Here is a 14,625-nt window from a genome sequence, read left to right on the forward strand (position 1 = left end):
AGCCAGTGAATCCGTACGTTGTTATAAAACACCGGTATCCCATCGCTACGCTTTAACTGATGATACGCACGGGCTGTTTGTGCTCATCAATGGCCACAAATGTAAAGTCGCCCTGAACAGCCAGCATACGGTCTTCAGAATACATTTGCTCCACATAGATAGCTACATGCACTTTAAGGCTGGTGTTGCCGACATGTCTCACCTCTCCAATAAGTTCGACAATCGTTCCGGCCGGAATAGGTTTCTTAAAATCTATACGGTCGCTGCTTACGGTTACCATGATCTGTCTGCTGAAACGTGTAGCAGTGATAAAGGCAACTTCGTCCATCATATGCATGGCCGTCCCACCGAACAGGGTATCGTAATGGTTGGTCGTATTTGGAAATACAGCTTTAAAAATGCTGGTCCGGGATGCGGCTATTCTTTCTTCTAAGGTCATGGTGCAAAGGTAAAGTTATGTTCCTGCTCTGAGGCAGCTGTTTTAATAAAGATCCGGCCGCCTGTTAAGCGGCCGGAAGTTATCAAATCTGCCGAAGTTCGCGGGCTGCCGCTACCATCTCTGTCAGGGCATTTTGTGTTTCTTCCCAGCCCCGTGTCTTCAGTCCGCAGTCAGGGTTTACCCAAAGCTGGGCCGCCGGAATGACGGCCTGCGCTTTCCTGAGAAGCGAAACCATTTCCCGGCGTGCAGGAATTCTTGGTGAATGAATATCGTATACCCCGGGCCCGATCTCGTTCGGATAGTTGAAGTTTGCAAAAGCATCAAGCAGCTCCATCTGCGAGCGTGAGGTTTCGATCGTAATCACATCAGCATCCATTTCGGCTATGCTATGAATAATGTCATTGAACTCAGCATAACACATATGTGTATGAATCTGCGTGTGGTCTGCAACTGCAGAAGCCGCTATGCGGAACGATCTCACAGCCCAGTCCAGATACAGTTTCGATTGGGCCTTTTGCAGGGGTAGCCCTTCCCTGAGTGCAGGTTCGTCTATCTGGATAACGGCGATCCCGGCTTTTTCCAGGTCAGCCACTTCATCACGGATAGCCAGTGCGATCTGCATACATGTTTCTGATCGCGGCTGGTCATTACGAACAAAAGACCACTGCAGCATGGTAACCGGGCCGGTCAACATGCCTTTTACAAACCGGGAAGTCAGTGACTGGGCAAAAGCTGTCCAGGCTACCGTCATTGGTTCTTTCCGTGATACGTCCCCGTAGATGACCGGTGGTTTGACACAGCGGGAGCCATAACTTTGAACCCAGCCGTTATTTGTAAAGGCAAAACCTTCCAACTGCTCACCGAAATACTCAACCATATCGTTCCGCTCAAATTCGCCGTGTACGAGCACATCAATTCCTGTTTCTTCCTGCCAGCGAATCGATTTTTCAATTTCCGCTTTAATGAGCTGCTCGTATTCTCCGCTGGATAGTTTTTCTGATTTAAGGAGGGCACGCCAGCGCCGTACTTCAGGCGTTTGCGGGAATGAGCCGATTGTCGTGGTTGGGAATGGCGGCAGTTTCAGCCGTTCTTGTTGTTTAAGGCGGCGCTGAGCAAAGGGACTTTTGCGGCTATCAGCATTCACCGTGATATTGGCAACGCGCGCTTTCACATCTGTTTTGTGAATAAACGAAGAGTTAAGACGCGTCTGAGCTGCCTGCCTGTTTGTTTCCAGCCTTGTCAGAGTCGTTTTATCGGCTTCGCCGGATAACATGGCAAGGTCTGCTACCTCTGAAAGTTTCTGTTTTGCAAAGGCCATCCAGGGCTTTAAATCTGAAGGGAGATTGCCATTTTCAGGTTCATGATCCAGATCGCATGGCGTATGCAGCAGGGAACATGATGGCGCAATCCATACTTTTTCGCTGCCGCGCGCCTTAACTGCTTTATCTATCAGTTGGAGCGACTTGTCATATTCATTCTTCCAAATGTTTCTCCCGTCAACAAGGCCCATAGACAGGATTTTCTCTGCCGGAAGATTCTCAATCACTTCTTCCAGCTGCTCCGGTGCGCGAACCAGATCAATGTGAAGCACCTCAACAGGCAGCCGACAGGCCAGGCTGGTATTTGTTCCCAGCGATTCGAAATATGTAGCCAGGATGATGCTGGCTTTAGGCGCCGCCCGCCGAAGCCGTTCATATGCATATTCAAACGCCTCGCATGTTTCGGCATCCAGGTCAGTGCATAAAAATGGCTCATCAAATTGTATCCATTCTGCTCCAAGGGCTATCAATCTGAAAAGCACTTGCTCGTAAACCGGGAGCAGGTTTTTCAGAAGCTCCAGCCTGGAAAAGCCGGGTTCCTTCTCCTTACCAAGCAGCAGGTAAGAAACCGGACCGATCAGTACCGGTTTGGTGATGATCCCCAATTCCCGGGCTTCATAAAACTCATCGATCACCTTGGTAGAAAACAGGCTGAACTGCTGGTCTCTGGTAAATTCAGGAACGATGTAATGGTAGTTTGTATCGAACCATTTTGTCATTTCCATAGCACCAAGGTCAAGGCCGTCTTTCTGATAACCCCTGGCCATGGCAAAATAAAGATCAATTTCGGCCTTGTCATTGTTCAGCAAAACGGTATTGTAACGTTGTGGAATGGCGCCAAGCATAAAGGAATGGTCCAAAACCTGGTCATAGCATGAAAAATCATTTGAAGGGATCAGCGCTATGCCGGCTTCTTTCTGAAGCATCCAGTTTTCCTGGCGAATGTCTCTTCCAACCTGAAGAACATCCTTGTGTCCGGCCTTTCCTGACCAGTACTGTTCGCAAACTTTTTTAAGTTCCCGATGGCTACCTATTCGCGGATAGCCGAGGTTGTGTGTTCGCATTGTCTTTTAACATTTAAATAAAACATGGTTAAAAGTTCTCAGCGTATTCATTGCTTAAGCGAAAAAAGGCACAGGAAGTCCTTACCCCTCATAGAACCGGGGCTACTTTTCAAAAGAAAAGGAAGAGGATCAGACCTGACAGCTTGCTTCAAATCGCGAAAGCACAGTCAATTCGGTATAGGCAGGTCTCCTGACTTGTAATATTTTTACCGCCCTTCCCATCCGCCGGAGGCGAACAGTGGGCAACATGGGTAAAAACTTGTTGTATTACTTACAGTTGCGCGACAGCTCGTGATTTGCACACGATTCCCTATTAATCTACAGCTAAGTAAAACCTCTACCGGTTTGATGCGAATAAGAAAAGAACTACATCGCAGCAAATGTAGGTAATTCCGGTATCAATCAAGAACGCTCAACGTTCGGCGAGCCGGCTGGCCGCGGCGTATCCGGAACAGGAAATAATAAAAGATGAATGATCCGGCAACCGGAAGCATACAGATCAGATAGGCCATACTTGTCTTATCCCGCTTGTTAAGCAGCGGTGTGCGGTAAACGTCGTACAAGGATCTGAAAAACAAAAATATTCCAGATAAGAAAGAAAAGATTACAATGAAGTCCAGCATACTGCAATTTAATAAAATCTTTCGAGATAACATATCAGGGTTGTAACAAATTTCAGACAGCGCCTGCTGCATGCCCAAACCATATATATTTGGCAGTACCTAAACTGTTATTTATGAAATTGCGGAAATTACTTCCCTTTGTATTTGCGATCACCTGTTTTGCCAATTCTGTCCACGCGCAGGTACCAAGCCCAAAAGCGCATTTCGGCTTTGACATTGGTGATGATTATCAGCTGGCCAATTACACGCAAACCGAAGCGTACTTTAAAAAACTTGCTGCGACATCAAACCGTGTAAAATTGGTTTCGATAGGAAAAACAGAGGAAGGGCGTGAACAATACATGCTCATTATTACTTCGCCCCAAAATCTGGAAAACCTGGACCGCTATAAAAAGACATCCCAGGAACTGGCCCGTGCCAGGATAAACGAAGAAGAGGCAAAGAGGCTGACTGCGGCAGGCAAGGCGATTGTATGGATTGACGGTGGCCTCCATGCAAATGAGACGGTAGGCATCCATCAGCTCATACAGACGGCCTGGCAATTGAGCAGCCGCGAAGATGCCGAAACGAAGGCCATTCTGGATAATGTAGTTGTGCTCATGACCCATGCCAATCCCGATGGGCAAGAACTTATCAGCAACTGGTATATGCGGCAGGCAGATCCTGAAAAACGCAGTCTTTCCGGTGTACCCCGCTTGTACCAGAAATATGTTGGCCACGACAATAACCGCGACTTCTTTATGTTAAACATGAAGGAAACCAGGAATATTGGCCGTCAGTTGTTTATAGAATGGCTGCCACAGATCATGTATAACCATCACCAGGCCGGTCCGGCGGGAACGGTTGTTGCCGGCCCGCCTTACCGGGACCCGTTTAACTATGTATTTGATCCTGTTCTGCTGACCAGCCTGGATGCGGTAGGCGCAGCCATGCACAACCGCATGAATGCCGAGGCTAAGCCAGGCTACACCCAACGTAACGGATCCGTCTTTTCTACCTGGTACAATGGCGGTCTGAGAACGACAACCTACTTTCACAATATGATCGGACTGCTAACAGAAATAGTCGGCAGCCCCACGCCTTCAAACATTCCGCTTGTGCCGTCGAGGCTGCTCCCAAACAGCGACTCGCCAAATCCGGTCAGCCCGCGCAAATGGTTTTTTCGCAATTCAATTGATTACTCCGTGTCTCTGAATTATGCCGTATTAGGGTATGCACAGCGGTATCGCGATGAGCTACTTATGAATATGTATCGAATGGGTAAGAATTCGATTGAACGGGGAAGCCGCGATAACTGGTCGTTTTCTCCAAAGAAAATCGAGGCTATCCAGACTGCAATTAAAGCAGGCGCCGGCGGATCAGCCCTCCTGACCCGCAGCCCGGATAAGAAGTTCTACGACACAGTTATGACCGCGCCATCCAACCGCGACGCGCGTGGGTATGTGCTGAGTGCAGATCAGCCCGATTTTAATACCGCCATCAAATTCCTGAATGCGCTGATCCGCACCGGGATCGAAGTACAAAAAGCTTCTGCCCCGTTCGTTGTGGCCGGAAAAAAATATCCCGCAGGCAGTTTTATTGTCAAGACAGACCAGGCTTTCAGACCGCATGTGCTCGACATGTTTGAACCGCAGGATCATCCAAATGATTTCAAATATCCTGGAGGCCCGCCCGTTGCGCCCTACGATGCCGCCGGATGGACGCTTGCCTACCTCATGAACGTGAAGTTTGACCGCTATCCGGAAGGCTTCAATGGCCCGTTTGTCAAATTGCCTGCCGGTGAACTGATTACGCCGGTAAACAAGCCTGCGCAAGCCAAAACCATAATGCTCAGCGCAAAGCAAAATGACTCCTATCGCGCCGTTAACGATCTGCTTCAGGCAGGATCAGCGGTGATGCGTGACGATGCAGGAAACTTTTATGTGAACGTAACCGCGGCGGGCAAGGGGGTACTGCGGGAGGCTAATGTGGCAACGGCGCCTGCAAGGATTCCCGCACGTTCCAAACAGATAAAAGCTGCCCGGATCGGGCTTTGGGACACATACGGAGGTTCTATGGCTTCGGGTTGGGTACGCTGGCTGATGGAACAGTTCCATTACAAGGCAACAGTTATCTATCCGCAGGATATTGACGCGGGTAACCTGAATAGCAAATTTGATGTGATCGTTTTTGTAGGCGGAGCAATTCCCTCGCTGCAGCAACCGGCAAACCGGGCAACCGGTCCGGAACCAGCAGATGTTCCGGAAGAATTCAGGCATACCATCGGCCGAATCTCTGCAGAGAAGTCGATTCCTCAGCTGAAAACTTTTGCGGAGGCTGGCGGTAAGATAGTGACCATTGGAAGCAGCACAAACCTTGCTTACCATCTGGGCCTGCCAGTTAAAAGTGCCGTAACTGAGCTGGTGGACGGCCGTGAACGTAAACTTCCCGGCGAAAAATACTATGTTCCCGGAAGCGTGCTGCAGGCAGTTGTTGATTTGTCAGGAAATGCAACATACGGTATGGACAGGCAGACCGATGTTTATTTTGATGACAGCCCGGTTTTTAAAAGAGATACGGCGGCTAAGACTGCCTATACCATTAAACCCCTGATGTGGTTTGGATCTGCTACACCACTGCGCAGCGGATGGGCCTGGGGACAATCCTATCTGAATGGAAGCATCGCGGCGTTCGAAAGTAACTACGGCCGCGGAAAATTTCTTGCTTTCGGCCCAGAGATCACGTTCAGGGCGCAAACGCATGGTACCTTCAAACTGCTTTTTAATCAGCTGTATCAGTAAGAGGGGGCAGGCGTTCCAATCCTGACTATATAGGCAAAAAAAAAAGCGGCGGCCATTCATGAATGGCCGCCGCTTCGTATTTTTTTCAGTCGTTAATACTTATGATAAGGGAAATTCCTTGTTACCTTTCGCATCATGCGTTCGATCAGATCGTCTGTAGATGCCATAATGTTATCATCCATTGTTTTAAAAAAGCGCCACAACAGGTCACCGGATTTTCCGTCGTTCAGCGTCAGGGTCAATGTGCCTGAACCGGTTTTTCCACCAAGACCGCCAAATAAGACCGCAGATGCAATAGCTCCGGCTTCAGTTTTGGTTTGCTCGGTATCAAAGGTTCCGCCAATAACCGCATCCACACCAAGTATTTTTGCAAGTTCGTCTTTTGTCGTTTCATCGAGTTTGTCGAGCACTCCGGCTTTCTTGAGCAGAATATTCGTTTTTTCAATGTCCTGAAATTCTACGGTGTAATCTGATGCCCGGCGAAGAAAAAAGGTATACATGCCTGACTGTATTGCTTTTGACATGGTACGCTCCTGCTCTTTGTTTGCAGCCGCGTCAAAATTCTTAGGCATTTTCCGGTAAGTGATTTTCGCTACGAAGGGCACAATAGCCACTACCTTATGACCGGCTTTTTCTTCTGCAAGCTTCGGACTTGTAAAGATCTGTTTTGAACCCTCAAATTGTGCGTAGGCCGTTGCCGTCATCATCAGCGAGAGCATAATTAAGATAAGTTTCTTCATAATGTTGGTTTGATAATTTTTCCAAATATAACTTAAAAGAATAATTTCTTAACCGGTGAAGCCGGCAAAAGCTGACAGGGAGATTACCCGCATCAGGGATCAAGCCGGTAACTTTGGTAAAAAAAGTGATGAAAGTAGAAATATGGTCGGACGTAATGTGTCCGTTTTGTTATATCGGAAAGCGCCATTTCGAAGCTGCGCTCCAAGCGCTTCCGTTCGCTGCAGAGCTTGAAGTGGAATGGAAAAGCTTTCAGCTAAATCCAGATTACCATAATCCTGATAAACAGGACGTCTATGCTTACCTTGCCGAGAATAAAGGTATCTCGCGCGCCCAAGCTAAGCAAATGACGGCTCAGGTAAGGGAAATGGGAAGCGCAGCAGGTTTAGATCTCGATTTTGATACGAATATTCCTGCCAATACATTTGATGCGCACCGACTGATTCACCTGGCCGCCAGGCAGGGACTTCAGGACGCTGCAGAAGAGACCTTGTTTGCGGCACATTTTAACGGACAGCAGGATGTAGCCGATCACGAGACACTGGTACATATTGCAGAAAAGATCGGCCTTGATGCTGCCACGACACGGAATATGCTTGACAGCGACCAGTTTTCAGCCGATGTGCAGCGCGACGTTTATGAAGCACAAAGCCTGGGCATCCGGGGAGTGCCTTATTTCGTGATGGATCGCAAGTATGGGCTCTCAGGCGCGCAGCCGGTCGCCGCCTTTACTGTGGCCATCCGGCAAAGTTTTGCTGACTGGAAATCACGGCAGCCCAAATCAGCCTTACAAAGTCTTGGTAGTAAAGATGGCCTATCCTGCGATGAAAATGGGTGTACAATTTAACGAGATGACCCTTTTAATGGCGTAAGAAGGTATTCCAGGCCATTCAGTTTTATCTCATACATCGTTTGCAGCAGCATGCCTAACCTTCCCGGAGGGAAACCTTTGCTGCTGAACCAGACGAGGTATGACTCGGGCAGGTTGCACAAGAGGGTATCTTTATATTTGCCAAATGGCATTCGCATCCTGACGAGGTCAGTCAGAAGAGTCGTGTCGAACATGTTACTGGATAAATTCTAGGTAGTTGTCTTTATTGATAACAAGAAACGGAACTTGTGGGTAATTTTTTGCAAAAAACACAGGTTTCTTTTTCTGCTTATCGCCCCATTTGAAGTCTGCAGCGAGCAGAACAGCGTTCTGTTTTTCGATCAGGTCGATCTCCTGCTGATCATAAGTGCGCCAGAAAAATATTTCAGCTTTTTTAAGCTCGTAGCTGTTTTTCTTGATTCGCTCTGCAAAACAATAATTTTCCCAGAGCGCACCCATATCGTTCCTGACAGCAGGTAGTCTGAAATCGTTTATAATCGCATTCCGGATTCCATTATCATAAAAGTACCACTTGGATGATTTTGTTACTTCTTTTCGCAGGTTATTACTAAAGCCGCCCACCCGGTAAATAATAAAGACCTTTGCCAGCAGATCAAGGTAACGCTCAACGGTGTTTTTGCTTAAGCCGAGCTGTCGCGACAACTCATCAGCAGAAACCTCAGCACCAAGCTGAAAAGCGAGCAACCTGAGCAGGTCAAATAACTTCGAGCTGTTTTTTACCTGTTCATAAATCAAGATATCCTTCAGCAGATAAGATCTGACAAGTTCAATCAGATAATTTTCTTTTTCGGCCAGAGTGCTGAGGTTAAATAATTCGGGATATGAGCCGTAGATCAGGCGTTCATCCAGGCTTTGCACTGTACGCAGCAAGCTCTCGCCGGCTAATTCAAGTTGCGCAATCGGATAAAGATGAAAAGTCATGTTCCTGCCCGTAAGCGGCTCTCCCGCTTTGTTCATCAGATCAAAGGCTGAGGAACCTGTAGCAATAATGGTAAGGTCTTTAAACGAATCGATAAATAACTTGAGGACCTGGCCTATCTCTGGGACGGCCTGAGCCTCATCGACGATAAGCAGCCTGATTTGTCCAAGAATCCGGGAATAATTTGCTGCCGAACGATTTGTTAGCAAAACCTGAGCCTCTTGATCTTCGCCGTTCAACAAGAGATAGGGAACTTTAGCCAGCGCCGCGATTTGTTCAATGAGAATGGTTTTACCAACTCTGCGTGTACCGAAAAGCAACAGGACTTTGTTTTTGCCTATTTGTTTCAAAATAACCTCCTGCAACCTGCGAACAATCATGCACAAAGATACAAAAAACATTAATTGAGTCAGTCAACTGACTGAATTTAGCTAAATTCAGTCAGTTGACTGACGGTATTTTGATTTTAGTGCGGATCAATCAATCATAGACAATGTGTCAATGGCATCTTCAACAGTGTTTATATTTTCAAATGCAATGCGAAGTGTATTCTTTACTTCTTTCAAATTGCAGATGCGCGGGTGATTCTGGGCAAAAGAAAGAATCTTGCTGAAAGTGGCCGAGTCGAAATACTTTGATTGTTTATCATTCAAAAAGTAGCCGCGTAAGACGTTCTTTTTGAAGCTTATTTTTTCAAAGCCAAGTTTTTTACCCAGCCACTGCAGCCTGACAACGCTTAGCATAGTTTTAACCTGCGGTGGCACCGGACCAAACCGGTCGGCAAGCTCTTTTTCAAAACGCATCAGCTCGTTCTCGTCTTCGAGTCTGGACAGCTCTGTATACAGGTTATAACGTTCGGTTATATTAGTAATATAAGCGTCGGGTATATACAACTCGAGATCGGTATCAATCTGCGTAAATGAAACAAAAGGGCGCTCGGGTTCATCTTTGAAAAGATCTTTGAATTCGGCATCTTTCAGTTCCTGGATTGCTTCGTCAAGAATTTTGTGATACATCTCAAACCCAATTTCGGCGATAAAACCGCTTTGCTCGGCGCCGAGCAGGTTCCCGCTGCCGCGGATATCAAGATCGCGCATGGCCACATTGAAGCCGCTGCCCAGTTCTGAAAATTCTTCAATGGCGCTCAGGCGTTTGCGTGCCTCAGAAGTGAGTGTTGAAAGCGGCGGCGAAAGCAGGTAACAAAATGCTTTTTTATTGCTTCGGCCTACCCTTCCGCGCATCTGGTGCAGGTCGCTGAGCCCGAAGTGATGTGCCTGGTTAATGATGATCGTATTTGCGTTAGGGATATCAAGACCTGCTTCTATAATGGTTGTAGCTACCAGGACGTCCTTATCGCCGCGCACAAAATCGAGCATCACATCTTCAAGTGCATCGCCGTCCAGCTGGCCATGGGCAATCCCGATCCGGGCCCTGGGAACAAGTTTCTGAATCAAACCACCGAGCTGAGCCAGATCATTGACCCGGTTATGTATGAAAAAGACCTGTCCATCCCGATCCAGTTCAAATTGTACGGCTTCCTGGATCAGCTTTTCATTAAAAACATGCAGTTCTGTATTCACGGCCTGTCTGTTTGGCGGCGGGGTATTGATGATAGAAAGATCGCGGGCACCCATCAGCGAAAAATGTAGCGTGCGCGGAATCGGTGTTGCTGTCAGGGTCAGTGTATCTACATTAACGCGAAGCGTTTTTAATTTTTCTTTTGCAGATACACCAAACTTCTGCTCTTCATCGATGATCATGATGCCGAGATCTTTAAATTTGACATCCTTGCTTAACAGTCGGTGAGTACCAATTACCACATCAACCTTACCCTCGGCCACGGCAGCAAGCGTTTCTTTAATCTGTCTGCTGCTTTTAAAACGGTTTATGTAATCAACCTTTACCGGAAAGTCTTTCAGGCGCTCTGAAAATGTTTTGTAGTGTTGCAAGGCCAGGATGGTTGTAGGTACAAGCACCGCGGCCTGTTTGCCATCAACAATTGCTTTAAATGCGGCTCGTATGGCCACTTCGGTCTTACCGAACCCTACATCGCCGCACACCAGCCGGTCCATAGGATGCGGGGCTTCCATATCTTTTTTTATGTCCTGCGTTGCACGTAACTGGTCGGGTGTATCCTCATAAATGAAAGAAGCTTCCAGCTCGGTTTGAAGATAGGTATCAGGAGAAAAAGCGGTCCCTGCCTTTGCTTTGCGCACTGCATAAAGTTTGATCAGGTCGCGCGCAATGTCTTTAACTTTTTTTTTAGTGGTTTTTTTGAGCTTATCCCAGGCATCGGTGCCCAGCTTGTTCATTTTAGGCGCTGTTCCCTCTTTTCCACTATATTTTGCAATGCGGTTCAGCGAATTAATGTTTACATAAAGCAAATCATTGTCGGCATAAACCAGCCGAATCATTTCCTGTGTTTTACCGTTTACCTCAACTTTTTCCAGGCCTGCATATTTGCCAATACCATGGTCTATGTGCGTTACGAAATCGCCGGGCTTCAAATCCCGCAGTTCTTTGAGGGTAATGGCCTGGCTTCTCTGGTATCCCCGTTTCTGTTTGTACTTGTAGTACCGGTCAAAGATCTGGTGGTCGGTATAAAAGGCTACATTCATGGCCGGGTCAACGAAACCCTCTCGCAGCGAACTGTTTATAGGGGTAAACTTTGCTGTTTTGTCTATATCTTCCAGGATCGCATACAGGCGTTCCTGTTGTTTTCCGGAATCGGTAAAGATGAAATTTACAATTTCTGCTTTTTCGTTTTCCTTAAGATTATGGATGAGCAGGTTGAAATCTTTGTTAAACGACGGCTGTGGCTTGATCTCGAAGTTGATCACATCTGCCGTGCGGTAGAAAAACTGTTTGCCAAACTCAACAAGATTAAAATCCTGGAAATGGTCGGCAAGCATCTTGTCATCTGTAAAGGCAAATTTCGGATCGATCCACTCCGGATTTTGCTCCTTGTCTTTTGCCGGCAGCGCTTTCCAGAGCTCAACCGCTTTTTTATAGCCGCCGCGAACAATGTCAAGCACAAACTCCACATCCTTAAACCAAAGTTGTGTAGCAGGATCAATGTAATCCAGGATGCTGATGTTATTCTCTGTCAGAAATTTTGACTGTACATTAGGTACAATGGTCAGCGATTTTACCGTATCTACAGACAGCTGGCTTTCAATCTCAAAGGTGCGGATGCTTTCCACTTCATCGCCGAAAAACTCGACGCGGTAAGGCAGCTCGTGAGAGAAAGAAAAAATATCTACAATGCCACCACGAATCGAAAACTGGCCCGGGCTGTATACAAAATCACTTCGCTGAAAATCGTACTCCATCAAAAATTCATTGATAAAATCGATACCCAGACGGGTGCCGGTTGCAATTTCGAGGGTGTTGCTGGACAGCGATTCCCGGTCAATAACCTTTTCAGCGAGTGCCTCGGGGTAAGAAACGATCAGCCGGCCGTGAGAAGCTTCGTGATTCAGTTCATTCAGTACCTCGGCCCTGGCCAGGACATTGGCGGTATCGACCTGCGTAAAATCAAAAGACTTGCGGTAAGATGAAGGGAAAAATAAAGCCGGCTTATCAAGAATATTTTCCAGGTCAGAATGAAAATACGCAGCCTCTTCCCGGTCAGGAAGCACAAACAGAATAGGCTGATGCAGCAAAAAATAAGATGACAGAGCTACAACTGCGTCAGACGAGCCCACCAGACCCTTCAGTTGAACTTTTGCATTTTTACCGGAATTAAGCTTTTGGGCAAGCGAGGTTACGCGGCTATCGGCTTTGTATCGGTTTAGTAAGTCACGGATGTTCACTGCTGCAAATTTAACGTTTATATTTATAATTGTACCCTGTAACAAAGCCTGCTATAGAATACTCTAAAAATTGTAAATGAAAGCGATCAGAACCGGAACCGCAGAACTCATTTTCTGGCTTACAGGCCTAACAATCCTGTTCTTCTCAGATCCGCACCAGCATCATTATTCAGTGTGTGTGCTGGCAAATATGGGTTTTGAATCCTGGTGCCCGGGATGCGGGATCGGCCGTTCAATTGCCCTGCTCATGCATGGGGAATTTGCTGAAAGTTTCAGCATGCACTGGTTCGGAATGCCGGCACTGCTTATCCTGCTGCATCGCATTTTTACACTGATAAGAAAGAGAAATTCAAGGGAATTGTTTAACGCAAAATTATAAAGTAATGGAAATGTATCAATCACCTCTGATGTCATTACCGGGCATCACACCGGAGGAATATTCATATCTTCAGCAGGCTACGACGGGCCTGAATGAACAGCAGATGCGCGCATTTTTGATGATCTATTCAGGAAAAAGAAAAAATCCGTCAGACATGCTGCTGTTTTGCTTACTCGGTCTGTTCATTGTACCAGGCCTGCAGCGCTTCATAATCAACCAGATCGGAATGGGTATTCTGTACCTGTTTACCATCGGTCTGTGTTTTATTGGCTCGATCGTTGACCTGGTCAACCATAAGCAGCTCGCTATGGAATACAACCAGAAAATGGCATTTGAGAGTCTCCAGATGATCCGCTTTAGCGAAATGAGATAAAAATAAACGCGTGAAAGTAACAGAGCTTACCAGTTTTTTAGAACAGATCGCTCCGCGCGATTACCAGGAAAGTTATGATAATGCAGGTCTGATTACCGGCGATCCGGCATTGGAGATAACCGGTGTACTGGTGTCGCTTGACTGTACAGAAGCCATTTTGGATGAGGCCATCAGCTCGGGCTGCAATGTAATCGTTTCTCATCACCCGATCATTTTTAAGGGTTTGAAGAGTCTGACAGGTAAAACCTATGTAGAGCGTGTAATCATCAAAGCGATACGCCATAACCTGGCTGTCTACGCGATACACACGAATCTCGACAGTGTACATACCGGTGTAAACAAGCGGATATCAGACAGGCTGGGTCTCTCAGGTACAATGGTCCTGCAACCGAAAGCAGGGCTGCTGCGAAAACTGGTAACCTACTGTCCGCAGGCTCATGCCACCCAGCTGCGCGAGGCGCTTTTCAAAGCTGGAGCCGGAAACATCGGAAACTATAGCTCCTGCAGTTTCAATCAGGACGGCGTCGGTACCTTTTTAGGCAACGCGGACACAAAACCCTTTGCAGGTGAACCTGGCAGGTTGCAACATGAACCGGAAACACGTATTGAAACTGTGTTTAGTGCTCATGATGAGCGAAAAGTGATCCTGGCGCTACTCGAACACCATCCCTATGAGGAAGTTGCTTACGACATCTTCAGGATTGAAAATACGCATCCGCAGGTCGGCTCCGGTATGGTGGGCTGGTTAGCTGAACCCCTGCAACCCGCAGATTTCCTAAGTATATTAAAGCGGAACATGCAAACCGGGATGGTAAGACATACTGCATTCATGCAGCGGCCAATCAGAAAAGTTGCGGTATGCGGCGGATCGGGCAGTTTCCTGCTTCAGGCAGCCATTGCAGCGGGCGCAGATGCTTTCGTTACTGCAGATTTCAAATACCATGAATTTTTTGACGCCGACGGGAAAATACTCATTGCCGACATCGGTCACTTTGAGAGCGAACAGTTTACATCAGACCTGCTGGTCGGGATGCTAAGCGAACGGTTCAACACATTAAGGGTTGAAAAAACGCAGCAAAGCACCAATCCGGTCTTCTATTTTTAGCATCATGTTCGCGCGGTTGAATCAGATTCTTTGACGTTGTCTTCCGGGAGGTATCCCTGTCATGCGATGCTTTGACACTGAATAGATTAGCATCATCCTTTTCAGGGATAAATTCAGAAATTTTTGCTAACTTTGCAATCCGTTTACCGGAGGAGATACACACCATAATTAGTATATTA

The 14,625-nt window shown here is 47.1% G+C and carries 12 protein-coding genes and 1 riboswitch; of the genes, 5 read left to right on the forward strand and 7 right to left on the reverse strand.

Features of this window, described 5'->3' with window-relative positions; genetic code table 11:
* Nucleotides 1-52: 52 nt before the first annotated feature.
* From EJV45_RS15675 to EJV45_RS15685, 3 genes are all read right to left on the reverse strand, one after another.
* The gene (locus tag EJV45_RS15675) at nucleotides 53-439 is read right to left on the reverse strand and encodes an acyl-CoA thioesterase (RefSeq protein ID WP_129717067.1); all 387 of its coding nucleotides are present in this window, start codon (nucleotides 437-439) and stop codon (nucleotides 53-55) included.
* Between the two features lie 82 nt (nucleotides 440-521).
* Nucleotides 522-2,822 (reverse strand): 5-methyltetrahydropteroyltriglutamate--homocysteine S-methyltransferase, encoded by a 2,301-nt coding sequence (gene metE, locus EJV45_RS15680; protein WP_129717070.1) that lies wholly within the window; start codon nucleotides 2,820-2,822, stop codon nucleotides 522-524.
* 162 nt (nucleotides 2,823-2,984) lie between these two features.
* Nucleotides 2,985-3,176: riboswitch (cobalamin riboswitch) on the reverse strand.
* A 44-nt stretch (nucleotides 3,177-3,220) separates the two neighbouring features.
* Nucleotides 3,221-3,445 carry a hypothetical protein gene (locus EJV45_RS15685; protein ID WP_129717072.1) on the reverse strand — a complete coding sequence of 75 codons (225 nt, stop codon included), beginning with the start codon at nucleotides 3,443-3,445 and terminating at the stop codon, nucleotides 3,221-3,223.
* Nucleotides 3,446-3,558: 113 nt separating this feature from the next.
* Between EJV45_RS15685 and EJV45_RS15690 the strand changes: the two genes are divergently transcribed.
* A complete protein-coding gene (locus tag EJV45_RS15690) occupies nucleotides 3,559-6,225 on the forward strand; it encodes a M14 metallopeptidase family protein (protein WP_129717074.1) in 2,667 nt (888 codons plus the stop codon).
* Nucleotides 6,226-6,317: 92 nt separating this feature from the next.
* Here the strand turns inward: EJV45_RS15690 and EJV45_RS15695 are convergent, their stop codons facing one another.
* Nucleotides 6,318-6,965, reverse strand: coding sequence for a hypothetical protein (locus tag EJV45_RS15695; RefSeq protein ID WP_165305071.1), 648 nt, complete (start codon nucleotides 6,963-6,965; stop codon nucleotides 6,318-6,320).
* 128 nt (nucleotides 6,966-7,093) lie between these two features.
* Between EJV45_RS15695 and EJV45_RS15700 the strand changes: the two genes are divergently transcribed.
* A complete protein-coding gene (locus EJV45_RS15700; RefSeq protein WP_129717078.1) occupies nucleotides 7,094-7,810 on the forward strand; it encodes a DsbA family oxidoreductase in 717 nt (238 codons plus the stop codon).
* On the opposite strand, the gene EJV45_RS15705 is transcribed toward EJV45_RS15700, so the two are convergent.
* From EJV45_RS15705 to mfd, 3 genes are all read right to left on the reverse strand, one after another.
* Nucleotides 7,807-8,028: a DUF3820 family protein gene (locus tag EJV45_RS15705; protein WP_129717080.1), complete on the reverse strand. Its 222-nt coding sequence runs from the start codon at nucleotides 8,026-8,028 to the stop codon at nucleotides 7,807-7,809. The genes EJV45_RS15700 and EJV45_RS15705 overlap by 4 nt on opposite strands.
* Nucleotide 8,029: 1 nt before the next feature.
* A complete protein-coding gene (locus EJV45_RS15710) occupies nucleotides 8,030-9,154 on the reverse strand; it encodes an ATP-binding protein (protein WP_240755304.1) in 1,125 nt (374 codons plus the stop codon).
* 96 nt (nucleotides 9,155-9,250) lie between these two features.
* The gene (mfd, locus tag EJV45_RS15715; RefSeq protein ID WP_129717084.1) at nucleotides 9,251-12,589 is read right to left on the reverse strand and encodes a transcription-repair coupling factor; all 3,339 of its coding nucleotides are present in this window, start codon (nucleotides 12,587-12,589) and stop codon (nucleotides 9,251-9,253) included.
* A 76-nt stretch (nucleotides 12,590-12,665) separates the two neighbouring features.
* Between mfd and EJV45_RS15720 the strand changes: the two genes are divergently transcribed.
* The 3 genes from EJV45_RS15720 to EJV45_RS15730 are packed head-to-tail and all read left to right on the forward strand — an operon-like array spanning nucleotide 12,666 to nucleotide 14,446.
* Complete coding sequence (locus tag EJV45_RS15720) at nucleotides 12,666-12,968, forward strand: DUF2752 domain-containing protein (RefSeq protein WP_129717086.1); 303 nt, start codon at nucleotides 12,666-12,668, stop codon at nucleotides 12,966-12,968.
* A gap of 10 nt (nucleotides 12,969-12,978) precedes the next feature.
* The gene (locus tag EJV45_RS15725) at nucleotides 12,979-13,341 is read left to right on the forward strand and encodes a TM2 domain-containing protein (protein ID WP_129717088.1); all 363 of its coding nucleotides are present in this window, start codon (nucleotides 12,979-12,981) and stop codon (nucleotides 13,339-13,341) included.
* A 10-nt stretch (nucleotides 13,342-13,351) separates the two neighbouring features.
* The gene (locus tag EJV45_RS15730; protein WP_129717090.1) at nucleotides 13,352-14,446 is read left to right on the forward strand and encodes a Nif3-like dinuclear metal center hexameric protein; all 1,095 of its coding nucleotides are present in this window, start codon (nucleotides 13,352-13,354) and stop codon (nucleotides 14,444-14,446) included.
* Nucleotides 14,447-14,625 lie beyond the last annotated feature (179 nt).

It is taken from the genome of Pedobacter sp. SYP-B3415, from assembly GCF_004138205.1.
Lineage (GTDB): Bacteria > Bacteroidota > Bacteroidia > Sphingobacteriales > Sphingobacteriaceae > Pedobacter.